Below are 24,349 nucleotides of genomic sequence, written 5' to 3' on the forward strand. Positions count from 1 at the left end.
TTGTTAAAATTTGTTGTATTATTGTGTTAATAATTCGTTAACAAATGTAGGTTAAATTACAAAAAAGCGGATTTTTGTGATAGAATTAATTAAAAAACTATTTAAGATGAAAAAAACTATTTTAGCAATTGTTGCTGTTTTTGCAATGGTATTTACAGCAAATGCACAAGATGGAAAATTTGAAGTAGGAATCAACGGAGCTTTACCAGTAGGTGATGCTGGAGATGCTTACACATTTAGTGTTGGATTGGATGCTGCATACTTATGGAATGTATCTGATAAATTTGATGCGGGTGTTGCTACAGGATTTACAAATGCTTTTGGAGATGAATTTTCAGTTGCAGGTATTACCTTTGAAGTTGAAGACGCTCAATTTATTCCTTTAGCAGGTACTGCACGTTACAATGTATCAAGTGACTTCTTTTTAGGAGCTGACTTAGGATACGCAATCGGAATCAATGATGGTAACGATGGTGGATTCTACTACAGACCAAAAGTTGGATACAATGTATCTGAAAAAGTAAGCTTAAACTTGTCGTATACAGGAATTTCTGTTGATGGAGGAAGCTTTGATACTATCGGATTAGGAGTAATGTTCGGACTATAATTTAGTTATCTACATACAAAAAAATAAGGAAGTCAATTTGGCTTCCTTTTTTTGTGTTTGTTGTTGTATATGAAACGAATCTTAAATACATTCGTACTTACATTAACAAACAATTATAAACGATTCATTATGAAAAAAATTAGCATTCTTTTCGTGCTTTTAGCGATTGGATTTACAGCACATGCACAAAAAATTTCCTTTGGTTTTAAAGGCGGATTAAATTCATCATGGGTAACTGGTGACGAGTCTGACGGTGTTACACCTCGTATTGGTGTGCATTTAGGTGTGATGTCTGAATTTTCACTTTCTGAAAAATTCTCGTTACAACCAGAATTGGTCTACTCACAACAAGGCGCACAACAAGATGTCGCTTTTATTTCGCAAGGAATGACCATTGCAGAAACAGAATTAAAAGCACGTCACAATTACTTAAATCTGCCAATTTTAGCAAAATACTATGTTGCTAAAAACTTTAGCATTGAAGCGGGTCCACAAATCGGATTTTTACTATCGGCAGAGCAAGAAGGAAATGGTGTAGAAGTAGATGCCAAAAGTGCCTTAAAAAACATAGATTTCGCAGCAAGTTTAGGTGTAAGTTATAAGTTTGACAGCGGATTGAACTTTAGCGCACGTTACAACGCAGGTTTGTCAAATGTCAATGATATAGATGGTGTCGATGACAAAAACTACAATGGCGTGTTGCAAATATCGATTGGCTATTTTTTAAAGTAACCTCAAAATTAAATACAATTACACAAAGGAAGCTCAAGGCTTCCTTTTTTGTGTGTTGATTTTCGTATTTTTACCAAAACAATTTCTATGAATATCATCATCATCAATGGTCCCAACTTAAATTTGCTCGGAAAACGCGAACCCGAAATCTACGGAAGTGCTACGTTTGAAGACTATTTTGCGGCACTTCAAAAGCAATTTTCTGAAGTAAATTTACACTATTATCAATCCAACATAGAAGGCGAATTGATTAACAAATTACAGGAAGTAGGTTTTGATTATGATGGTATTATTTTAAACGCTGGCGCCTACACGCATACGTCTATCGGAATTGGCGATGCTATCAAAGCAATCACAACGCCAGTGGTGGAAGTGCATATTTCGAATACATTTGGGAGAGAAGCATTTCGTCATCAATCGTATATTTCTGCGCATGCAAAAGGTGTTATTTTAGGATTTGGCATGCAGAGTTATCAATTAGCGATTCAAAGTTTCTTATCGTAAATCCACATGCAAAAAGCATATTTTAATTGGAGCACAGGAAAAGATTCCGCATTGGCGTTGTATCATGTTTTACAGCAAAAAGAATATTCTGTTACACAACTTGTCACCACTGTAAATAAAGATTACGAACGTGTGTCCATGCACGTTTTGCGAGAAGCATTGTTAGATACGCAAGTAGCGCGATTGCAATTGCCCGTACAAAAAATATACTTTCCTGCTGAGGTTTCCATGTCTATGTACGATGCAACTATGAAAAAAGCTACGCAACAACTTGTGGACGATGGTTTTTCTGTTGGAATTTTTGGGGATATCTTTTTAGAAGATTTACGCAACTACCGAGAAGAAAAACTCAAAGAAGTTGGCATAACGGCTGTTTTTCCACTGTGGAAAAAAGATACGAAAGCCTTATTGAAAGAATTCATTTCGTTAGGATTTAAAGCGATAACGGTTTGTGTAAATGCAAAATTGTTAGACGAATCTTTTGTGGGAAGAATACTAGATGAAGATTTTATCAAGGACTTACCAGCAAATGTAGATCCTTGCGGTGAAAATGGAGAATTCCACACCTTTGTATTTGACGGACCTCTATTTTCATCTCCAATTGATTTTACGATTGGAGAAAAAGTGTTAAAAACCTATACGCCTTCTCAAAAAGAAGAAGATACTTGTGCCTCAGACAATTCTACGTGGGATACCGCTTTTTGGTATTGTGATTTACTACCTAAATAATCAAAAAACTCTTAAAAATTAACGTTTTGCTGTGAAAACTTTAATCTAAGTTTGGCAATTGCTTAAGAACAAATTAAGACACACGCATGCTATATTTGAATGTGAAACAAACGGAATGTTTCACAGCAATTTTTCATAGCTGAAGGTGGGATATCAGTTATTAGGTTGGTTGAGGGAAAAAGTCATTCAAGTGAGATTGAATGGCTTTTTTTAGTGAATACAAACTTCAAAAAGCATAAAAAAAGCGAACTTTAGTTCGCAATATTTTAGTTCTGATCACATCCTGGCGTTAGTGGTTTTTCTTTGTCACAAGTTCCATACGATTGATTTTCACAACAGGCTGACATTTCGCTTCCGCCACCTATAATTTGATGTTGATTCACAGCGGAAATAGGTGTTTTGCGAAGTCGTAATGTTTTTAAATGTCTTTTTTTCATGATATCTTATTTTTGGTTAAATACTGTTGATAAGATACAGAGATAATTCATTAATCATTTACGGGATTCCCTTATTTAACAATCAAATCATGCTAATAACCGAGAAGTATTTTAGAATTGGTATTATTTAGTACGCAAGTATTTTTTCTCCACATAAAACGTAGCAAATGGAAGTAAAGACGCTATAAATAATAGTGCAAAACGTTTCATCGTCCATTTTTGTTCTTCAGTAACCAAATACGCGTACACAACATACATAATAAACAAGATGCCATGCGCAATACCCACAATTTTATTTGGCCATAAAATTTCCATCATATATTTAAGTGGCATAGTAATAAAAAAGGCGATATAGGAAATTCCTTCCGCAATGGCAATCCATCGGAAGGTTTTTAAGTTATTGGTTTCTTTAAGTATTTGTTCCATAATTTTTTAGGGTATAAAAAAAGCCGCTCAATGAGCAGCTTTTTAAAATATATATCATTAAATGTGAATGACTTCATCATAGGCAGCTGCTACGGCTTCCATCACTGCTTCACTCATCGTTGGATGCGGATGTACTGCTTTGAGTACTTCGTGTCCTGTCGTTTCCAATTTTCTACCCAATACAGCTTCTGCAATCATATCCGTTACGCCAGCACCAATCATGTGGCAACCTAACCATTCGCCGTATTTTGCATCAAAAATCACTTTTACAAAACCTTCTTTGTTTCCACCAGCACTTGCTTTTCCAGAGGCAGAGAACGGGAACTTACCAACTTTGATATCGTATCCTTGTTCTTTAGCTTTTGCTTCTGTCAATCCAACCGAAGCAATTTCAGGCGTACAGTAGGTGCAACCAGGAATATTTCCATAATCTAACGCTTCTACGTGCATTCCTGCGATTTTTTCCACACATAAAATTCCTTCTGCGGAAGCAACGTGCGCTAAGGCTGGTCCAGGCGTCACATCTCCAATCGCATAATATCCCGGAATGTTGGTTTGGTAGTAATCGTTCACTAAGATTTTATCTCTATCCGTCGCGATTCCTACATCTTCCAATCCGATGTTTTCGATGTTTGTTTTGATTCCTACAGCTGATAATACGATGTCAGCTTCTAACACTTCTTCGCCTTTTTTCGTTTTTACCATCGCTTTTACGCCGTCGCCAGAAGTATCAACCGAAGTCACTTCCGCAGACGTCATAATTTTGATACCACTTTTCTTAAACGAACGCTCCAATTGTTTTGAAACCTCATCATCTTCTACAGGAACAATTTTTGGCATGTATTCTACAATCGTCACTTCTGTTCCCATCGAGTTGTAGAAATAGGCAAATTCTACACCAATAGCACCAGAGCCTACGACAATCATTTTCTTAGGTTGTTTTTCTAGTGTCATAGCTTTACGATAACCAATCACTTTTTCACCATCTTGTGGTAAACTTGGCAATTCGCGAGAACGCGCGCCAGTTGCTACAATGATATGTTTTGCACTGTATTCCGTTTTCTTTCCGTCTTTGTCCGTTACTTCGAGTTTTTTTCCAGCTTTTAGCTTTCCAAAACCTTCAATTACGTCGATTTTATTCTTTTTCATTAAGAATTGAACACCTTTGCTCATTCCGTCTGCTACATTACGACTACGTTTTACAACTGCATCAAAATCTTTGTCATATTCTTTTACGGACAATCCATAATCGCCTGCGTGTTTCAAATATTCAAAAACCTGTGCAGATTTCAATAACGCTTTTGTTGGAATACATCCCCAATTTAAGCAAACGCCACCGAGACTTTCTTTCTCAACCACAGCGGTTTTAAATCCTAATTGAGAAGCTCTAATAGCGGTGACATATCCACCAGGACCACTTCCTAAAACGATGATATCGTATGTACTCATATCTTAAAATTTTGTTGTCTGTTTTTCGAGTGGCAAATTTACGGAATTATATGTGAACTTTAAATTTTATGAAGTTGTTTTTGCTTCGGCAAGCTCGGTACAGGTGCTTTTAGATACGCTTTGCTTTGGCTGTTAGATACGCTGTGCTTTGGATTCGCTTTGCTGTTAGATTTTTAGATTGTTTTGTTTTTCGTGTTTTGTTGATTTGTTAATTTGTGGATTTGTCGATTTGTTTTTTTGTGGATGTGTTACTTTGAAACTAATTGTCATTCCTGCGATTTGTGCTGAGCTTGCTGAAGTAAGGCAGGAATCTATATTTCAATACTAGTACCTAGAACCAAATACCCAACACCTAACTTTGTAAGAAATGTAACATTTAGCTACCTTGTAGCAACAAACTTTTTGTAAATAACGAGTAAGATATGGGAAAGTTAAATTTTGAATTTAATATAAAAAATGAGAGAGTTTTTTTAAATGGAGAACATATAGCTGATTTTTTAATCGATTTTAATTATGAGGTTAAAATTACTGTAAGTGAAAAATATGTAAATAAATTAAATAATGTAAAGATTATAGATTTTCATGATAACGATCTATATGATGTAACTCTTTACCTGGATAAAAGCTTTTTTAACAGCTTCAAATCTGTTTATGATTTATCTTTTTTCTCAGGAATTATAAGTATTCGTTTTTATAAATCTCTAGCACATATATATATATCACTTGACTTAAATTCTTTATCAGATTTACCAATTACCACAATAGACTTTTTCAAAGAATTAAGCTTATCTTTAAGTGATTATGATCTTTTTAGGATTAATACAGATCAACTTATTTCAATAAAAACTATTATTGATAATGGTTTTTTAATAGATATTAAAAAAGATGTACGTCTTATGTATATTCCAGGGTTATTTTTTAAAATAAAAAAGTATCTTAAATCTAGTTTTTTTAATACACTCACTAAAATTAAAAGAGTCAACCTGTCTAACACCTTCACCTTCCCACCCGAAATCCAAAGTTCCTGCGAACAATACTTAATCTACTTTGCTACATTTCTCAAAGACATTGGCATCAATGCAGAAACCAATATTGAATCCAAAGCGCATGAAACTTTGTTTACCGTAATTCCAAAAGATGGCGAAGAAGCGTTGGATAAAATTAAAGAAGCGTTACACATTTATTTGTCCTTACCTACAAGTCCAGAGTTTGAAAGTGTGGCGAGTGGATTTTCTGATGTTGGTGTGCAACAATTGGTGTCGCAAGTTCATTTTTTAAAGTCACAATTAGCTTTAGGCAAAACCATGATTCAGATGAAAGATGCTACGATAGAAGCCTTGCAATTTACCAATTTTCAACAAAAAGAAATCATTCAATCACAGCAAAAGGAGATAGAAAATGAAGAAGAAATTGCTGGAGGTTTAGTAAAAGTAAAAGAGGTTGATTTAAAAATTCTAAAATTCAATATCCCAGAATTGTTAAGAAGAATCAAAAGAAAGTTCAAATAAAAATCATCAAAATTTAAAATACAAAACCGCAAAATGTAAAAGTTTTATTCACAAACACCAAACACCAAACACCAAACTATTGTTTTTTGTCAAATAGTTTTTATCTTACGAATTGAAAATTTGAAATTACACCAACTTAACATTATTACATCATTATCATGAGCAATACATTACCAAGCAATCAAGATGCCAATTCTCAAAACACACAATCGCAAAACCAACAACAGCAACAGGAAAAAGTAGTATTTGTAGAAAGAGCTGGCGCGCCAACATTACTAATAATTCTTGTGATATTTACCATTATTGGTTCGCTATTTTCTATGGGGAAATCATTGTTGTATGAAACCGTTTCCTCGTATTTTGGCGCAGGAGATTTTATGTATTACATCTATGTCGCAACTTGTGTTGGAACCATGATTGGTGCAATCATGATGTTATCTAAAAAGAAATTAGGATTATATATTTACTCTGTAAGTCAGGTATTGTTCATTTTGCTATTTATATTGAGTAGAATTCCTTCCGAAACAGAAGACTATTCTACAAGTTGGACCGTATTAGTGGTATTGCCCGCAGCAATTTTCTTGTTTTTGTATTGGTCGAAAGACATCCGAGATTATTTGACGAAATAGACTTCCAAAAAGTACTTTTTTCAATCGATAAAAATTGAATTATGTCATGAAATGCACCTTTTTTTGGCATGATTTGATTGATTTTTGATTATTGGGAACTATCACAGAAGAGTTGCAAGTATTCAATATCACAAATGCTTTTATTTTGGATGATGAATTGGTAGAAATTTTTCATCTGAATAGAAAAGCGTATTTCACACGACACAAACGCCATCTTCCTAACTTGATTTAATTTTTATTAACTATCTTGAAAAAAAATCATACATGAAATATTGTACAGCATGTGGACATTCCATTGCAGACGAAGCTAAGTTTTGTCGTGAATGCGGCGAAAAACAAGTCGTAAAAGAGGTCGTAAAGCCAGCAGGCTTTCCGAAAACTGAAAATATTAAAGAAACTGATGATATTCAGCAAACTGCATCAACTCCAAAAAAAACCTTAAGAACTAAAAAGCACTATCCCGCGATTTACACACTTCTTTTAGTATTATCGTTTATAGGACCTATTTATGTATTGTCCATAACATTTGCTTTTCTGTTTTTTGGCTTATTATTAAAATCCCATCCTTTATATCTAACAATAGGTACGGTATGGTTTATCACAGCATTAACAACGTTTATTGGTACTATACTATTGCTATTAAAACGAAAAACAGGATGGAAAGTGTACATGCTAAGTCAAGTAATATATATCATTGCAGGAATCTTTGCTGCGTTAAGCTTATATTCAGAACCAAAAACAGATGGTTTTGAATTTGTAATCACTATTTTCTTTATAATTCCTGCCATTATTCTTTTATTTATTTTTAAAAGGAAAAAATTTCAAGACTATTTACGTTAATCACCTAAAAAACAACATCAGTACACATGCACTTCGGTTTCGGGTTTAAAAGTTCAACCTTACTTATATTCTTTGTTCACGGAATTATATATACGCTATTATTACTGTACAAAGGTTTTCGAAACGAACACAAATCGAGTTTTTGGTTGGCGGGTTTTATCTTTCTATGTACCATGTATATCACGCCTTTTATGTTGGGATACGCAGGCTGGTATGCTATTCAAAGTTATCGGGAAGTATTATTTTTTGTGCCGTTTCAGCAATTATTCCTACTGCCACCAATCCTGTATTTTTATGTAAAAAGCTCTTTAAATCCGTCGTTTTCGTTTCAAAAGAAAGATTGGCTACACTTTATTCCCGCCATTATCTACGGAGTGTACAGTTTGGTAGTTTGGATAACGGACACCATGATTGCAGACGAATTTTATTTTTATGCTGACGGACGTGACAAGGATTTTGCACTTTGGTATCAAGTTGCAGGATTTATCATGTTGCTAGCGTATTTAATTGCGTCTTTAAAACACTATACACAATACAAAAAGAACACCTATGAAACGGTAAGTTTTGCAGATGCTATTTTGCACGTTTGGATTCAGCGGTTTTTGATTGCCTTTATAGGTTTGTTAATTATCAGAGCGTTATTTTTTGTCATCAATCCTGAGTGGAATAATTTTGGAAGAAAATTTTGGTACTATCTCGCGTTTTCTATCTTGTTTTACTATATCGCTTTGAGCGGATATGTACATAGCATCAAAATAAATCTTCAGTTTTTGCCCAAATTAGATGCGAATCTATCTGCGAATTTTCTCGCGGAAGCGAATCAAAAAGAAAAAGAAACTACTTCAGAAGCGGAAGATTTTACACCAGCCGATATAGAAATGCAGAAGCAATTGTCACATATTATGGAAAACGAACGCTTGTACACGAATCCAAATTTGACACTATTTGATGTTGCTTCTAGCTTAGACACACATCCTAAAAAAGTGTCCAACATCATCAACAAAGGTTTTAAAATGAACTTTAACGACTTTGTAAATACGTACAGAGTAGAAGAAGTCATTAAAAAAGTCAATTCTGACGAAAGTAATGTCAAAACGCTGCTCGGTATTGCATTAGATTCCGGATTTAACTCAAAATCAACGTTTAACAGAGCTTTTAAAAAGCAAACACAGCAAACTCCCAAAGAATATTTTAGTAGTAAAGCTTAAAAAAAACGTGTCAAATCACGATTTGGCGCGCATCGTATATAGATTACGTACACATTTGTAGCATCAAAAAACGAAATACATTTTAAAATGAAATCAAACATGATATTTATTGCTTTTCTCGTAGCTTCGATGCTAACTTTTGGTCAAGAATTAACAAATGAACAACGTTCGCAATTGGACAAAATCGTGACACAAGATGTTCCGAAAGATGCGCCTGGAGCCGCTGTCGGAATCGTTAAAAATGGTAAAATTATCTATACCAAATATGCGGGATATGCAAACTTAGAAGACAGTCTTAAAATTGATAAAAACTCTCGATTCAATATTGCTTCTAACGGAAAACAATTTACCGCATTTGCCATTCTCACTTTAGCAGAAAAAGGAAAATTAAGCTTGGAAGATGATATTCGAAAATATTTTCCAAATCTCTATAAAAACATACAACAACCTATCAAAATAAAGCATTTACTCAATCATTCAAGTGGCATTCGCGAAGTATATCGTTTGTGGAGTTTGCAAGGATTCACTTGGTGGAAACAACAATTTAGCAATGCAGACGCGATGAAATTGTTGCAAAAGCAAGAAGACCTCAACTTTACGCCAGGTTCAAAGCATTTATACAGCAATTCCAATTATATTCTCTTGGCAGAAATTGTGGAAAAAGTGGCAGGTATTTCTTTTGTTACCTATACCAATCAAATGTTTCAAAAATTGGGCATGCCGAATACGTCTTTTGTAGATGATTATACAAACATTAAAGGACAAATCGCCAAACCGTATTTTAATTTTGAAACTTGGTCAACCTACGATTGGACGTGTAATATACATGGTGATGGAAACTTATTCACTACGTTAGAAGACCAATTGCAGTGGGAAAAAACGATACAAACCTTAGAAAGCAATCACTTTTCAAAAGAAATCCTAGCGAAAAGTCAACAATTGATTCCAAACACGAACATTGACAGTTACGGTTATGGTTTGGAATTTGACGAATACAAAAATGAAAAATACCGTTATCATGCTGGCGCAACAGGTGCTTGGAAAGCCATTACTGCACGTTTTGATGATGAAAACTTCTCGGTGGTGACTATGATTAATACGGGAAAAATTGTCCCAATGATGCAAGCCATGCAATTGGCAGATGTACTGTTAGGAAAAAAAGAGGAAAAAGCGGATTTTCCTATTGTTCCCGCTAGTGTAGGAGCGAAGGTTTCTACACGAGACATCTTGGGATTGTACCGCACTGACGGTGGATATACCATGGAATTTGAAGAACGCAACGGCAAACTCTACATGATTCGTTCTGGACGAAACGACATCGAATTGCTTCGCGAAGCAGACAATATTTTTCACCAATGGAATGACAAAGCGTTCAAACAAGAATTCACCAAAAATAGTGACGGCGTCATGCAAATTACGGCGTATTATCCAACAGTGCCACCATTTACGCTCACACGTATTGAAAGCGATTTGAGTCAATTTGATGTGACTTCGCTCAATGGTTCTTTTCAAAACTCGGAAACCGATACATCTTTAACAATCAAACACGAAGAAGACAATACGTATAAAATTACGATTGGCAAACGCCAAATGGAAGGATTACTAATCTACGAAAATGAACTGTTGGCGAATAACTACAATCTATCCTTTGAAAAAGACGAAGAAGGAAACATCAACGAAATTTTAGTTTCTGCGGATCGTATTAAAAATGTACGTTACAAACGAAAATAATCACGAAAATCGACATTGTGAAAAACCGTAATTATTTTTGGAATAATTATGCTACATTTATAATAAAGCATCATCATGTCACAACAACTCCGAAAATTTAAGCAAGAACAAGCGCGAATTTCGCAGCGAAGATTACAAACGTCGTATCCGAAAGAACTAACCATCGTTGCTGAAGGCGATTCATGGTTTGCCTATCCGTTGCGAAAAGACATCATCGATTACCTCATCAAAAAAGGCTATGCGATTGATAAGTTTGCCAAAGCGGGTGATACGCTTGAAAACATGGTGTACGGAACGGAAATCAAGCGCAAACGCGATTCCGTCTTGAATGAAGGTGCCATTTCTTTACAAAAAACGCTCAATTCGATTCGAAAACACAAGCCGAAAATTGTGTTGTTTAGCGCCGGCGGAAATGATATTGTGGGAAGTGAAATTTTAGGATACTTAAACCACAGCGTGTCCAATCCAGAAAGTTTGATTAACAAAGAAATTTTTCAGGCGCGATTGAAAGAAATGAAGACGGCGATTGCGTTTTTTATCAAATCGGTTCGTACAACGCATGTTGATTGCCATATTTTGATGGATGGATACGATTATGCGAAAGTCAACGGAAAAGGTTACAGTTTTATCTTTAGAAATATCAAAGGTCCGTGGTTGTTGCCGTCGTTTGGGATGAAAAACATCACTCGGAAGGAAGATCACGAAGCAATTATCAAATATTTGGTAGACGAATTTAACGAAATGCTTATTGACTTAGCTGCGGAATACGACACATTTCACCACATTGACTTGCGCGGAAAATTTCCAAACGATTCGCAGTGGGACAACGAAATTCACTTAAAAAATGCTGGTTTTAGAGAAATCGCGAACATCTATCACGAAAAAATCACCGAAATCATCAACCAAGATCCTGTCAAAGTCTTTAAGCATTTGATTGTATGATGTTTTGATTTGAAAATTTGAAAATGTGTCAATTTGAAAATTGTATCGTTAATTCATTTAAAATTAGCTTAAAAAATCATTTGAAGCGAAGGTGTTCATTGTAATAAAAAAGAATCTTCAAAAATCTAAAAAGAAAAACAAACTCATAAACTTTCAAACTTGTACTTTTTTGATATATTGTAAAAAATTATAATAGAAAACACACGAATGTCATTTTTTAAAAAGCTATTTGGGAAACAACAAAATACCCCAAAATCAACTCCCACAGAAGATAAAGCATTTACTGAATTTTTTGAAGATACGCTAAGCCGTTATTTGCAAGACCCTGAAAAAGAAATGACCTTTGAGTTTGAGATGCCTGACGGAACGATATTGCCGCCATCTGTCGCATTTGTAGGTGCATACGAAGAATGGAAAAACATACAATCTGTTTGGGATCAGCGAAGTGTTTTATATCGTTCGCTAGATGAGAAATACACACAAATACTTAAAAAATGGCAATTTTTGGAGCGTTTCATTGTCGACAGGTATCCAGCAATGGGCGTCAAATTTGTACAAGAAAAGGCGACTGATAAAGACATGGAAGATGTTGAATTCCTAACTTCAACAGCTAGATGTTATTTCTTTTTATCGGATTATGAAACTGCTCATGATTTTATACAAAAAGCATTAAAAATTGATCCAAAACACAAGCGTGCGAAAATTGCCTTAGCAGACATACTACACTTGAAAGGCGAACATGAAGCATCACATAAATTATATCATGAAATTTTAGAAGAAAGCGACATAAAGAAAATTGAAGAAGACGGAGAAGTTTATCTTTTTGACATTGTTAGCTTTCACGGACAACTATTACATTCATCAGTGTATGCTGTGTCATTATTAAGCGATGAGCGAATAGAAGAAGATATGTGGAATGCTGTTGCTGAAGAATTCTATCACTGTCCATACTTTAGAACGCAACATGCAAATTGGCTTTTTAACAAAGACGAAAATTTAAAAGGAATTGCTAAACTCATTTCTACAACACAAGAATTCCCTGAGCACAAACTTGCCGTCATCAATGCACATAGCATCATTTTACAATTCAGAGAGCAAATGAATTCATCAGATTTGTGGGAAGAAGATTTACAAAGATTAACCAAAATTATTGAAAAAAGAGGCTGGGAGTTTGCTGAATAAAATTGCTACATAAATTACTTCTAAAAAGGCGAACTATCTAAAGCAAGGCGTAAAAAGAAATCTAAAAAAAACATAAACAAAGTACTTTCTAAATAATTTTCAGCTACATTGCTCATGCTACACGAAGTTTTTGGTTAAAATGTGTTCGGAAATACTGTTTAATATCTTTATATTCTTTCAAATCATCAAGCTTTACAGTATGTGTAATAGATTTGTTGCTGTGATTTGCAAATTGAACAATCACTTTTTGATTTCGCAACTCTATGCGTTCAATTTTATGAAGAGGAATCTTAAAATATTTGACTTTGTAAAGTAGATTCAATAAAGAAAAAATTACGCCAAACAAAAGAACAGCATACGAAAAGTCCGCTTTTCCTGTAATAAACCCGATGACAAAAATGCAAAATAAAACTACATACATCGTGTAGATGATTTTATTAGAAATTTGAAAAAATGTCACCCGAGGAAGTTCTGTTTCTTCCAAAATATTACAAGTTTCCCAATTCCCATGATCACTGAAATAGAAGTGGCTTTCATCAATATTCAAATATCCGTTTTTCAATACAAAATAGCGTTTCTCCATAAGCATAAATATACTAAAAACTTTAAGAAATGGTACTGCGAGGAGCAAGGTAACGTAGCAGTCTGTTCATCAAAGTGTAAGTTGAAGTGTGAGATTGCTACGAATTTCTTCTAAATTCTCGCAATAGCTTATTAAACATATCTAAAATCTAGATTCCAGCAGCGAAGCGGTCTAAAAATACAAAAGCGCAGCGTTCTAAGTTATAAATCCTCCGTAAAATGCTTCTTTGATTTCTCTTTGCTAAACTTCTCTTTATTATAAGTGGAAGACTGTCCTTTCGGGATGGATAACGAAGTCCATTGGTCAGAACGAATCAACTTTGCAACATATACCAATTGCCCAATATGATACGGATAATGACACAACTGACGCGTAATCGCTTCCAAAACTGTATGTCCCTGATTCCGAATATAAATGATGCGCGAAACATCTTCCGCTTGCAATGGATGAATTGCATCGAACAAACATTGCCAACCTTGTTCCCAAGCGGCAATCATTTCGGCTTTGGTTTTATAAGAAGCTTCAAACTCTTGGTCGCGCTGACGCCATTCCTTTTCACCATCTTCCGTTAAAAAATTAGTCCAGCGACTCAACATATTTCCCACAATATGCTTTACAATGACAGAAATACTATTGCTATCTTCATTCGCTTGCCAGTGAATATCCTCTTCATTCAATTGCGCAAACGTCTTGTCGCCCAAACTTTTATAATAGGCAAACTGCTTTTTGGTACTTTCTAAATAATTTTCAGCTACATTACTCATGTTTTTTAATTTGATAATTTGATAATTTGAAAATGTGTCAATTTGAAAATGAAATTCAAACAAAACTCACAAACTCCACGACTCAACTACTAAAATACCAAGAGGCGCAGCCGATACCAGTTTTTAATTTGATAATTTGAAAATGTACCAATGTGAAAATGACATCCAAACAAAACTCACAAACTCCACGACTCAACTACTAAAATACCAAGAGGCGCAGCCGATACTAAAATTCTAAAAGCGAAGCGATTCTAACATTCTAACAGCATTCACACTGAGCCTGCCGAAGTGAAGCGCGTCTACTTCTCCGGCACAAACTTCAATGCCACTCCGTTAATACAATGTCGTTTTCCAGTTGGTTGTGGTCCGTCGTCAAAAACGTGTCCCAAATGTCCGCCACACGTTGCGCAGTGTTCTTCGGTTCGTGCGTAGCCAACTTTATAATCGGTACTAAACGCAACATTTCCTTCAATTTCTTTATAAAAACTCGGCCAGCCTGTTCCAGAGTCGAACTTCGTTTCGCTTTTAAACAATGGCGTGTTACAAGCAGCACAATGATACGTTCCGTCTTCGTAGTTTTTATTCAACGGACTTGTAAATGGACGCTCGGTACCAGCTTTTCGCAGTACGTAAAATTCTTTTTCCGTTAAAATCTTTCGCCATTCGGCTTCGGTTTTCGAAACTTTAAACGTTTCTTTCTCGGTAGTCTTTTCGGCTTTCTTCTGTGCATTTGAATTGCAACTAAACAACATTCCAATCAAGGCAACTACTACAATCTTTTTCATCTATTATTTTTTTAATTTTTACTTTAAAAATACGATTTTTTAATCAAACAGTCTGTCGTAACCAAAATACTATCATTACGAAAATGTTTTCGTTTTAATAAGAAGTTAACACTTCTATAATTATTGCAATTATGTCATATTAATTAGTTAAATTTAAAGTCATTACTAAAAAAATCAACTAGAAAAAGGCAAACCAATCCAATGAAAGTACTTTTCTTTACCAAAGAATTTCCACCCTACGTTTATGGCGGTGCAGGTGTGCATGTAGAATATTTAGCCGACGAACTTAAAAAACTCATGCATGTGGAAGTGCGCAGTTTTGGCGATCAAGATATTCATGAAGACAATTTGAGTATTACAGGTTTTAAAGGCGATCATGCAGATTTCGCTTCCGCAGATACACAACTAAAAACGGTTTTCAACACCTTACAAACCAATCTGCATATGAATGCTTCTCTGATTGATGCTGATGTGGTGCATTGTCACACATGGTACGCGCAATTTGCGGGCATCATGGCAAAGCTTTGTTACGGAAAACCTTTGGTAATTACGACACATTCGTTGGAGCCACTACGTCCGTGGAAGCGTGAACAACTCGGTCGTGGCTACGATGCTTCTTCTTGGATTGAAAAAACAGCGATTGAAATGGCAGATGCTATCATTGCAGTTTCTGAAGAAACGAAAATAGATGTGTTGAAACATTTCAACGTTGCAGAAGACAAAATACAAGTCATTTACAACGGTATCAATTTAGAGCAATATCAATTTACACAAGAAACCTCAACTCTTGAAAAATTTGGGATTGATACTGAAAAACCGTATGTTTTATTTGTGGGACGTATAACACGTCAAAAAGGAATAATTCATCTCGTAAATGCCATCAAACATATTGATGCTGACACGCAAATTGTATTGTGTGCGGGTGCGCCAGATACTGCCGAAATTGCAGAAGAAATGAAAGAAAGTGTAGCGGCTGTCAAGCAAACGCGCGACAATATATTTTGGATTGAGGAAATGTTGCCTAAAGAAGAAATCATTCAACTCTATTCGCATGCTACTGTTTTTTGTTGTCCGTCAATTTATGAGCCGTTTGGCATCATCAATATTGAAGCGATGGCTTGTAAAACCGCCGTCGTGGCAAGTGCTGTTGGTGGCATCAAAGAAGTTGTGATTCCGAACGAAACAGGCATTCTTATTCCGGTAGTACAACAAAACACTGCTCCTTTTGAGCCTGTAGACCCTAAAAAATTTGCAAAAGACTTGGCCAATGGCATCAATAAAGTAGTCAATGATGACGCATTGCGCGCAAAAATGGAAACCGCAGGCAGAAAACGCGTAGAAGACTTTTTTGACTGGAAAGCCATCGCACAACAAACGAAAAATCTATATAAATCTATCTTATAAATACCATGATAAACGACAAAGTATTAAGTATCATTCTCGGAGGCGGACAAGGTTCTCGCCTCTATCCATTAACCGCAGCGCGCTCCAAACCAGCCGTACCAATTGCAGGAAAATACCGTTTGGTAGACATTCCAATTTCTAATTGTATCAACTCCGATATCAAACGAATGTATGTGTTGACGCAGTTCAATTCGGCTTCGTTGAATAAACATATTTCCAAAACCTATCACTTTAGCTTTTTTAGTTCGGCGTTTGTGGATGTCCTTGCGGCAGAACAAACCATTTCGAGTGACAAATGGTTTCAAGGAACAGCAGATGCGGTACGACAGAGCATGCATCACTTTTTAAAGAATGATTTTGAATACGCGTTGATTCTTTCGGGCGATCAATTGTATCAGATGGATTTTAACGATATGATTAACAAGCACGAAAAATCGGGAGCAGAAATTTCCATTGCTACCTATCCTGTAACTGCAAAAGATGCCACGTCGTTTGGTATCATGAAAACCAATGAGGAAAATGTGATTACGTCGTTTATTGAAAAGCCTGCGGCAGATTTGTTACCTGATTGGACATCGGATGTAGGCGAAGACATGGAAAGAGAAGGTAGAAAGTATTTGGCGTCGATGGGAATTTACATTTTTAACCGCGATTTGTTGATTGAATTGATGAGCAATCCTGATACGGTCGATTTTGGAAAAGAAATCATTCCGCAAAGCATTGACAAACACAAAACCGTAAGTTATCAGTACGAAGGCTATTGGACAGATATTGGAAATATTGATTCGTTCTTTGAAGCCAATTTAGGATTGACGGATAATATTCCGAAGTTCAATTTGTACGACCAAAAATACAGAATCTACACCAACGCGCGTATTCTCGCGACTTCTAAAATCTCAGGAACTACGCTGAACAATACGGTTATTTCTGACGGTTGTATCATTCAGGCGTCTAAAATTGAGCGTTCTGTGATTGGAATTCGTTCGCGTATTGGAAAAGACACCGTTATCATCAACACCTATATGATGGGAAGTGATAGTTACGAATCGTTAAAAGAAATTGCCGAGCGAAGAATTGATATTCTTTCAGGAATCGGCGAGCGTTGTTATATCAAAAACGCCATTATCGACAAAAACTGTCGTATTGGCGATGATGTAAAAATCAACGGTGGAAAACATCTAAAAGACACAGAAACACCAACTTATTTTATCAAAGATGGAATTGTGGTGATTAAAAAAGATGCGGTCATTCCTAAGGGGACAATCATACAATAAACTTCTTTTACAAAAAAAAAGAATACTATAAAATCCTGTTTTTGAAGCAGGATTTTTTTTATCTTTAAAATTATTCACATAAAAATTACAATCATGAAAGAAACCACAAAAAACATTTCAACGTTACAAGAACATCAAATTCAACAAAATACACAATTTGAAATCAACGGCGGTGCGGGACATATTGATTATTCCGCGCAGTGGACAGATTAATTTTTAAAGATATTTTACTAAAATATCATATCAAATCCCGTTTTATAAAACGGGATTTTTTGGTTTATGATGGTAGCTGTTTTTTACTCTTCTTTTATAATTATTTCTGTTGACTTTCTAGTCATAAAATGAACTGTTAACATCACACCCACAAAAATAAAAAACGCAAAATCAGGAAGTTTAAGTTCATGACTAATAATAGCATAAGCCACAGATAGAATGACTAGTATCAAAAGTCGCTTGAAGTTAATATTATTGCCTCTTTCAAAACGGAGTTCAAAGTTTTTGATGACTTCTGTGTTTTTATAAATTGCGTATGTCATTTCTCCTTTCATTAGGTTGGTAGTTGCACACTTAACTTCATACGTATTGCCATTCGCATCTTGAAATTCATGATGATTATTGAGCTTTAAGCTTCTTTTTTCAGAAACTAACGCTTCGTTTAAGAATACTTTTTCTTTTCCTGTATTTGATCCAAAAAAGTGAATGGTATTGATTCCGTCGTTGTGAACAAGCCAGATTCCTTTAGTTATAGATGCTTGTGATACGTTTGGTAGCATAGTTTTTTATGGAATTTGATTTTTATCCTTAATATGGCAAAGAAAATAATTAAATCTCTATTACATTAGGAGTTTATGCGGGAATTCATTTTTTCAGAGAAAAACTGGTAGTTCGCTGTTGTAACTCAAAAAGAGTTTTTTTTCATTTTTAAAAGGTATTTGATTTGATTTTTTTGGCTAGTTAAAAGTTTATTGTTTTTTTGCTATCAAACTTAACTTTCTTTTTTTGTAAATATACGCTAGTTCTTCGAATTCTCTATTTTCAATGATTTCTCTCTCTTTTTGTTCTATAATAAAACTTACTTTAGTAATCCATGTATTAGAAACATTAGAGAAATCAGATTCTATTGTCTTTTCGTCAGAGTCAATCTCTATTTCATATTCCTCAGTCAATAATATTATTTTGGCTCCTTTAAATGTTTTCAAATCAATTTTAGATAAAATTGTTGAATTCATAAAAAGAATTCCATTAAGTTCTTGAAATTCAATCCAAAATTGTCCGTCTTTTGATTCAGCAATTTTTACTCCTGAAATATTTTTAATTTTATCCTCAGTATACGTGTCTACATGTAATTTCTTCATAGCTCTCATGTTTCCGAGAGCCGCAAGGATTTCATCTTTTTTTCTTAGTATGTTCATATTCAATTGTTATTTTTTGGGAATGAAAGTTAACGTTTTAGTTAAAGCGTTGTGCAAATCGGTTAGGTTGATTGGACGTGCATTTTATCCATTTTTGTGTGTGCCTCTTCTTTTAAATATTTTTCGATTTCTTCTTTATTCAAATCAATTCCTTTAAAGTATCCCCTATGTGCGTTTTCAGGAACTGACAATTCCCATAATTGATTACAAGTTTTACACTCATAAATGAAGCCGCCTTCAGGATTTTCAGCTCCGTATTCATAAAATAGAAATTTGATTTTCGGCTTCGGTGAATACCATTCAGTATGTCCCAACGGCTTGAATAAGTTCAAAATCGTTCTATCAAATTTTTCAAAATCAACTTGAGAATGGAATGAGTCATACCAACTGAAATCACAATTGCAATTATGGTGACTGAAACATCTAACATTATGGTAATAGACAGTCATATCTTTAGTTACAAATAATGAAAAGAACCAAAGAATTGGTTTAATTAATATTCCGAAGACCAAAATCAGAATTAGTCCTATGTATTTTATTATGTTCATTTCAATTATAAACAACGGTCACATATAACCGTTAGTTACGAGTTTATATGCATTGATTTTAGGTTAAAGAAGCTAGCTTCAGTAGCTCCCGAAAAGATTCGGACGTAGTCGAATCTATCGTAAATACGGTTCTACATTGTTGTAAGCTGGTTCTTTTCGGTTTTTCAAATCCTTTTATATTTAGCACTTACTTTTAATCTCTCATTTTTATTTGGATAATAAAAGTTCAAGCGTCTGTCATTAAATTTTATTGTCCAATTAAAATCCGTTTTATTTCCATTCCGATATTCAGTCAGGATATAATATTCTCCATTCCGAGTAATTTTTCCTTTACTTATTTCAGGTTCGTATTCCTTATAAGTTTTCCATTCCTTTTTATTATTAACGCACCAACTTTTCCAAGTGTAAGTAGAGTCGGAATGAATTGTTATTTCCGTTATTCCGTATGAGTAAGTTGTGCCATAATTATGATTGTGCCTTAAATAAGTCCAGTCAGAATTTTGTCCGAAAGTATTTAACGAAGTAAAAGTCAATAATAAAATTAGAAATGTGTATTTCAATTCGGTTCTTTTTTCAGCTTGCTTACGTTTATGTATATGGTTTATTGCGTGTTTTAAGCACCTAATTTAGCAAATACAAACCAAATAGAAAATCCGCGAGGATTTTCGTAAGTTGGCTTTGACCAAGCAACTAATTTTATACGGTGTTGGCATTTCGTTGTTTTTATTCAGATTTCTAATTATTCGGCATAATTCCGTTTTCTGTTTTTCCTGCGTTTGAGTGTTTTCTATTGTCTTCTGTTATTTCAAATTTATATGAACTAAATATTTTATTATGTTCTTTGTCAAAATTTAGAAGCTTGTTTTTAATTTCATTTCCGCTTGAGTCAATTTGCAATAGATATTTTCCGCTTTCAAAACTTTCAATTTCTAACAGATTAGTTAAATCCGAGTTTTGAATAAAACTTATTAGAAATCTATTTGAAACCAAAACATCATCATATTTCAATTTGTCTGCAATAATTATATTATCCTCTAATTTATAAGTTCCATACTGATGTATTTTAGTCGCCCAACTACCACTTTTAATTATATATTGTCCATTTACTTTAAAATCAGCGTAAACTCCATGGTTTTGGGCTTTGATTAAGGATGGTGAATTTAGCTTATTCTCAAAATGGTAATATATTCCAACGTTTAAAAGGATAAATCCGATTCCGATTAATGTTGGTAAATAACTAATAGCTTTTTTATTTTTTTGGTAATCAGTATAGTTTCCAGTTGTAGTTTTATAGAAAATAACAGAGAATGAAATTCCTAGAATCAGAAAAAAGAATATTCTAAATAAATTATCGAATTGATACGAGTAGTAAAGTACAATTGCAAATAGAATTCCAATAATTGATAGTGATATTATTCTCTTCAATACTTAATTTTTGTGATTTTCTCTAATGAATGCCAACGTACGCATAAACGAAATTCCTGTTTATACACTAAATATGATACATAACAGGAACTAACTTTACATAAACTCCCCATTATTCCCCATAAATGTAAAACAAAACGCATACATACACAATGTGGTTCTCCATAAGGCTTCTACAAAACCTACAAAAAAATAACAAATGTTAAACAATGAATAGATTCCTGCCTGCGCAGGAATGACATAAAATACGGGGGAAAGGTTCCTGCTGACGTGTGAGAAGGAATTCCCCGAGTGGGAAAGGTTCCTGCAGACCTGCGAGACACTTTCCAACGCATTTGAAACCTTCCTGCAGCCCTGCGAGACGCTTTCCAACACATTTGAAACCTTCCTGCAGCCCTGCGAGATACTTTCCAACGCATTTGAAACCTTCCTGCAGACCTGCGAGACGTTTTCAAACGCAAACAAAACGTTCCTGCAACACTGCGAGACGCAATATGCTACTTAAAAAAGGAAGAAAGTTGAAAAAATATGCTAAGAATCCTGCTCTGTATCTTTATTGGTATTCTGCTGAATAACCGTACGAATTGGAAACGGAATGTTGATGCCATGTTTATCAAAAGTTTCTTTGATGGTCATGACCGCTTCACTTTTTACTTCCAAAGCGGTGAGGTTTTCTTGGGCATCTACCCAAAAACGTAAGAGGAAATCAATGGAACTATTGCCAAAATCGGTATAATAAAACTCAATATTTTCGCCGCGATTGGGCGGATATAAGTTTTCAATGGCTTCTATAGATACTTTTTTTACTTTTCGCAAATCCGATTCGTAGCCAACGCCACAGGTAATCGTGGTTCGGATGCGTTTGGTGAGTCCGTAGTTTTTAAATGGTTTTTCCATAATCATCCGATTCGGAACTACGACAATATTGTTATCGGCTTCTTTAATTTTGGTGTTTCGCAAATCAATTTCGACCACTCTTCCCGCATAGCCATTGGTTTCTACCCAATCGCCAATATTCATTTCATCTTTAATCGCGATAAACAATCCTGAAAAGGTATTCGACAAGGTGCCTTGCAACGCCAAACTGACTGCCAAACCAGCAACACCTGCACCTGCAAGTAAAGATTTTAAGGTGCCGTCTAAATTCAACACAGAAAGCGCTAAAATAATTCCCAATACAACAATCAAAATGGCAAAAACATTGGACACCAATCCGCGAATAGAAGGTTGTTTGATGACTTTTTTGAGATATCTGTTGGTCAAACTTTGGATGTTTCTAGAAACCCAAGTCGCAAATACAAAAATTAAGAGGGCAATCAATAAATTGGGAAGATTTAATACTACAGAATCTACCCAGCTAGAAAGTTTTTCTAAAAGTTTGGACCACGAGGATTGTAATTGCTCTTCCATAAAATATTTTTTTGCTATTTGTTAATTGTTGCGATACATAGTATCATCAACTAAGGTAACAAACGTTTTGCAATCCTGCTATTTTTGGGTAAAAAAGAATGTTGTGTAAATTTTTTATCATGGTTTTTAGTAACTTACTAACACGAAACCAATACTTTACCATCATGAAAAAAAGAAATCTCAAAAACCTAAAGTTAAAAAAGAATGTCATTTCCAATTTAACCACAGCAAAAATCACAGGTGGAACGCAATATGTATGTCCCACGTTTGCAGCCGATCGTGTGACGTGTCCGGGATACGACGGCAATCCAACACCTTGTGAATATCCAAAAAGTAACGATGCTATCATCTGTCAAAAACCAGCAGAATAGTCGAAAGTTATAATTTTAGTCGTTAAGCATCCAACGGATTAATTCCTCTTTATCAACAATAGACCAACTGTGCGGATGTCGTTCGCCGTTGGCTCTATAGCCTTTGTTTTCAGTAGGAATATAAGTCACGTATTTAAAATTTTTTGCGATTAATTGCTCCGCAAGGCGTTTTATATAAAAAGCATTCATTTGCTCAACATCTGCCATGCGGTATTGTCGCCACCAAAGTGTATCAGGTTCAGTATACAATCGAAGTTTGGTTTGGTGCAAATTGGCAAGATTATCAGTATAGTTCGTTTCAGCAGTAAATACGGCGTACTTTTCATATTCGTCAATGGCTTCTGCGGGATTGCCAAATCGGTTTCCCAACATGTCAAGCAAAAATCGACCTTCTTGCACGGAAGCATCTGAAAAATTGCGTTGAACATTTTTTTCTGCACTTCGGTACAAAGCAGCCAAATCAATAGGCGAATCTACAATAAAAATGCCTTTAGGTTGTATGGCGAAGGTTGTTTGTTGCGACAAATAATTTCCCAAAAGTAATGCTACATTACCACCACTGGAAAATCCGCCAAAAAACACCTTGTTATTTGGCAATGTATGTGCTGTAAAAATCTCTTGTATTTGAAGAGAAAGCGACTCCAATTCGCCCTGCTCAAACCAAAGCTTTTGATTATAATTAACATACAAAACAGCAATGCGATGTTGTTTGGCAGTTTTTAAAATATTGAATTCTCGTTGAATATCTTTCGCGACCTCTGGAAAACCACCAAACAACACCAATACAGCAGTAGTCTCAGCTTTAGGTTGCGCCAATTCGTAGGTAGACGTTGAAACATGTGTATAAGCAGCTGTCTGCGAATTATCAACTTTTGACTGTTTGCTGTTGTCACAAGCGCTAAAAAGCACACAAGCAAATATCAGTAGACAACTATACCTTTGACTCTTCATGAGATTGTTTTGAAATTTATATACGCTAAGTTATCACAAACTACGCTTGGAATAAAATAATGCTCGATTTGACATTGAGTATAAATTACTTATAATCAAATTTATATTAAAAATAATTACTTCGAATTCATCATATTTAGTAAATTAAGCAATATTAATACGACAGATTAAAAATAAAACATAAAAAACTAACCAAAAATCCCACAATTATGAAGAAAAACATGGGCGCTGCAGATAGAATTATCAGAGTCATCATTGCAGCAATAGTAGCAACTTTATACTTTACAGATACCATTACAGGTACACTAGGCATTATACTGTTGGTACTGGCAGGTATTTTTGTATTGACAAGCTTTGTCAGTTTTTGTCCGCTATATGCACCTTTTGGAATCAGTACGTGTAGCATCAAAGGAAAAAAATAAGGTTCAATTGCCTTTAAAATTATCAAAAACGGTTTGGGTGAAAACGCAAGCCGTTTTTTATTTGTCTTTTTACGTG

Annotated in this window: 27 protein-coding genes; 15 read left to right on the forward strand and 12 right to left on the reverse strand. The window is 34.8% G+C overall.

The window, feature by feature from the left end; translation table 11 throughout:
• The first annotated feature begins 106 nt into the window (after positions 1–106).
• From C8N46_RS04255 to C8N46_RS04270, 4 genes are all read left to right on the forward strand, one after another.
• Positions 107–607 carry an outer membrane beta-barrel protein gene (locus tag C8N46_RS04255; RefSeq protein WP_108113642.1) on the forward strand — a complete coding sequence of 167 codons (501 nt, stop codon included), beginning with the start codon at positions 107–109 and terminating at the stop codon, positions 605–607.
• 129 nt (positions 608–736) lie between these two features.
• Positions 737–1,339: a porin family protein gene (locus C8N46_RS04260; RefSeq protein WP_108114116.1), complete on the forward strand. Its 603-nt coding sequence runs from the start codon at positions 737–739 to the stop codon at positions 1,337–1,339.
• Between the two features lie 87 nt (positions 1,340–1,426).
• On the forward strand, positions 1,427–1,843 hold the full coding sequence (aroQ, locus tag C8N46_RS04265; protein WP_108113643.1) for a type II 3-dehydroquinate dehydratase: 417 nt from the start codon (positions 1,427–1,429) through the stop codon (positions 1,841–1,843).
• A 6-nt stretch (positions 1,844–1,849) separates the two neighbouring features.
• Positions 1,850–2,572: a Dph6-related ATP pyrophosphatase gene (locus C8N46_RS04270; protein WP_108113644.1), complete on the forward strand. Its 723-nt coding sequence runs from the start codon at positions 1,850–1,852 to the stop codon at positions 2,570–2,572.
• A gap of 266 nt (positions 2,573–2,838) precedes the next feature.
• On the opposite strand, the gene C8N46_RS20330 is transcribed toward C8N46_RS04270, so the two are convergent.
• The 3 genes from C8N46_RS20330 to lpdA form a co-directional block, all read right to left on the reverse strand.
• Complete coding sequence (locus C8N46_RS20330; protein ID WP_158269074.1) at positions 2,839–3,009, reverse strand: hypothetical protein; 171 nt, start codon at positions 3,007–3,009, stop codon at positions 2,839–2,841.
• A 123-nt stretch (positions 3,010–3,132) separates the two neighbouring features.
• Complete coding sequence (locus C8N46_RS04275) at positions 3,133–3,435, reverse strand: DUF3817 domain-containing protein (protein ID WP_108113645.1); 303 nt, start codon at positions 3,433–3,435, stop codon at positions 3,133–3,135.
• Between the two features lie 57 nt (positions 3,436–3,492).
• Complete coding sequence (gene lpdA, locus C8N46_RS04280) at positions 3,493–4,884, reverse strand: dihydrolipoyl dehydrogenase (protein WP_108113646.1); 1,392 nt, start codon at positions 4,882–4,884, stop codon at positions 3,493–3,495.
• A gap of 422 nt (positions 4,885–5,306) precedes the next feature.
• Here lpdA and C8N46_RS04285 point away from each other — a divergent pair, with 422 nt between their 5' ends.
• The 7 genes from C8N46_RS04285 (at position 5,307) to C8N46_RS04315 (ending at position 12,924) form a co-directional block, all read left to right on the forward strand.
• The gene (locus tag C8N46_RS04285) at positions 5,307–6,392 is read left to right on the forward strand and encodes a hypothetical protein (RefSeq protein ID WP_108113647.1); all 1,086 of its coding nucleotides are present in this window, start codon (positions 5,307–5,309) and stop codon (positions 6,390–6,392) included.
• 158 nt (positions 6,393–6,550) lie between these two features.
• Positions 6,551–7,021: a hypothetical protein gene (locus tag C8N46_RS04290; RefSeq protein WP_108113648.1), complete on the forward strand. Its 471-nt coding sequence runs from the start codon at positions 6,551–6,553 to the stop codon at positions 7,019–7,021.
• Between the two features lie 264 nt (positions 7,022–7,285).
• Entirely contained in the window at positions 7,286–7,861 is a 576-nt protein-coding gene (locus C8N46_RS04295; protein WP_108113649.1) for a zinc ribbon domain-containing protein, read from the forward strand.
• Between the two features lie 26 nt (positions 7,862–7,887).
• The gene (locus C8N46_RS04300) at positions 7,888–9,069 is read left to right on the forward strand and encodes a helix-turn-helix domain-containing protein (protein ID WP_108113650.1); all 1,182 of its coding nucleotides are present in this window, start codon (positions 7,888–7,890) and stop codon (positions 9,067–9,069) included.
• Between the two features lie 87 nt (positions 9,070–9,156).
• The gene (locus tag C8N46_RS04305) at positions 9,157–10,800 is read left to right on the forward strand and encodes a serine hydrolase domain-containing protein (protein ID WP_108113651.1); all 1,644 of its coding nucleotides are present in this window, start codon (positions 9,157–9,159) and stop codon (positions 10,798–10,800) included.
• Between the two features lie 75 nt (positions 10,801–10,875).
• A complete protein-coding gene (locus tag C8N46_RS04310) occupies positions 10,876–11,742 on the forward strand; it encodes an SGNH/GDSL hydrolase family protein (protein WP_108113652.1) in 867 nt (288 codons plus the stop codon).
• A gap of 207 nt (positions 11,743–11,949) precedes the next feature.
• Complete coding sequence (locus C8N46_RS04315) at positions 11,950–12,924, forward strand: tetratricopeptide repeat protein (RefSeq protein WP_108113653.1); 975 nt, start codon at positions 11,950–11,952, stop codon at positions 12,922–12,924.
• 112 nt (positions 12,925–13,036) lie between these two features.
• Here the strand turns inward: C8N46_RS04315 and C8N46_RS04320 are convergent, their stop codons facing one another.
• The 3 genes from C8N46_RS04320 to msrB all read right to left on the reverse strand — a co-directional run bounded on the left by C8N46_RS04320 (position 13,037) and on the right by msrB (position 15,056).
• Complete coding sequence (locus tag C8N46_RS04320; RefSeq protein WP_108113654.1) at positions 13,037–13,507, reverse strand: hypothetical protein; 471 nt, start codon at positions 13,505–13,507, stop codon at positions 13,037–13,039.
• Between the two features lie 200 nt (positions 13,508–13,707).
• Positions 13,708–14,271, reverse strand: a complete 564-nt coding sequence (locus C8N46_RS04325; protein WP_108114117.1) for a DUF1572 family protein — start codon at positions 14,269–14,271, stop codon at positions 13,708–13,710.
• Between the two features lie 299 nt (positions 14,272–14,570).
• Positions 14,571–15,056 carry a peptide-methionine (R)-S-oxide reductase MsrB gene (gene msrB / locus C8N46_RS04330; protein WP_108113655.1) on the reverse strand — a complete coding sequence of 162 codons (486 nt, stop codon included), beginning with the start codon at positions 15,054–15,056 and terminating at the stop codon, positions 14,571–14,573.
• 201 nt (positions 15,057–15,257) lie between these two features.
• On the opposite strand from msrB, the gene glgA reads away from it, so the two are divergent.
• Together glgA and C8N46_RS04340 are read left to right on the forward strand one after the other, a co-directional pair.
• Positions 15,258–16,460 (forward strand): glycogen synthase, encoded by a 1,203-nt coding sequence (gene glgA, locus C8N46_RS04335; RefSeq protein WP_108113656.1) that lies wholly within the window; start codon positions 15,258–15,260, stop codon positions 16,458–16,460.
• A 5-nt stretch (positions 16,461–16,465) separates the two neighbouring features.
• A complete protein-coding gene (locus C8N46_RS04340; RefSeq protein WP_108113657.1) occupies positions 16,466–17,734 on the forward strand; it encodes a glucose-1-phosphate adenylyltransferase in 1,269 nt (422 codons plus the stop codon).
• Positions 17,735–18,030: 296 nt separating this feature from the next.
• On the opposite strand, the gene C8N46_RS04345 is transcribed toward C8N46_RS04340, so the two are convergent.
• The 5 genes from C8N46_RS04345 to C8N46_RS04375 all read right to left on the reverse strand — a co-directional run bounded on the left by C8N46_RS04345 (position 18,031) and on the right by C8N46_RS04375 (position 22,529).
• Positions 18,031–18,507, reverse strand: a complete 477-nt coding sequence (locus C8N46_RS04345) for a hypothetical protein (protein ID WP_108113658.1) — start codon at positions 18,505–18,507, stop codon at positions 18,031–18,033.
• 189 nt (positions 18,508–18,696) lie between these two features.
• A complete protein-coding gene (locus C8N46_RS04350) occupies positions 18,697–19,146 on the reverse strand; it encodes a hypothetical protein (protein WP_108113659.1) in 450 nt (149 codons plus the stop codon).
• Between the two features lie 62 nt (positions 19,147–19,208).
• Positions 19,209–19,478 carry a hypothetical protein gene (locus C8N46_RS04355; RefSeq protein WP_108113660.1) on the reverse strand — a complete coding sequence of 90 codons (270 nt, stop codon included), beginning with the start codon at positions 19,476–19,478 and terminating at the stop codon, positions 19,209–19,211.
• Positions 19,479–20,429: 951 nt separating this feature from the next.
• Entirely contained in the window at positions 20,430–21,119 is a 690-nt protein-coding gene (locus C8N46_RS04365; RefSeq protein ID WP_108113662.1) for a hypothetical protein, read from the reverse strand.
• A gap of 531 nt (positions 21,120–21,650) precedes the next feature.
• Positions 21,651–22,529, reverse strand: a complete 879-nt coding sequence (locus tag C8N46_RS04375; RefSeq protein WP_108113664.1) for a mechanosensitive ion channel family protein — start codon at positions 22,527–22,529, stop codon at positions 21,651–21,653.
• Between the two features lie 164 nt (positions 22,530–22,693).
• Between C8N46_RS04375 and C8N46_RS04380 the strand changes: the two genes are divergently transcribed.
• On the forward strand, positions 22,694–22,900 hold the full coding sequence (locus C8N46_RS04380) for a hypothetical protein (protein WP_146169725.1): 207 nt from the start codon (positions 22,694–22,696) through the stop codon (positions 22,898–22,900).
• Positions 22,901–22,915: 15 nt separating this feature from the next.
• Here C8N46_RS04380 and C8N46_RS04385 read toward each other — a convergent pair whose 3' ends face one another.
• Positions 22,916–23,851 carry a hypothetical protein gene (locus C8N46_RS04385; protein ID WP_146169726.1) on the reverse strand — a complete coding sequence of 312 codons (936 nt, stop codon included), beginning with the start codon at positions 23,849–23,851 and terminating at the stop codon, positions 22,916–22,918.
• A 209-nt stretch (positions 23,852–24,060) separates the two neighbouring features.
• Between C8N46_RS04385 and C8N46_RS04390 the strand changes: the two genes are divergently transcribed.
• A complete protein-coding gene (locus tag C8N46_RS04390) occupies positions 24,061–24,273 on the forward strand; it encodes a YgaP family membrane protein (protein WP_108113667.1) in 213 nt (70 codons plus the stop codon).
• The last annotated feature ends 76 nt before the right edge of the window (positions 24,274–24,349 follow it).

The organism is Kordia periserrulae (assembly GCF_003054265.1).
Classification (GTDB): domain Bacteria; phylum Bacteroidota; class Bacteroidia; order Flavobacteriales; family Flavobacteriaceae; genus Kordia; species Kordia periserrulae.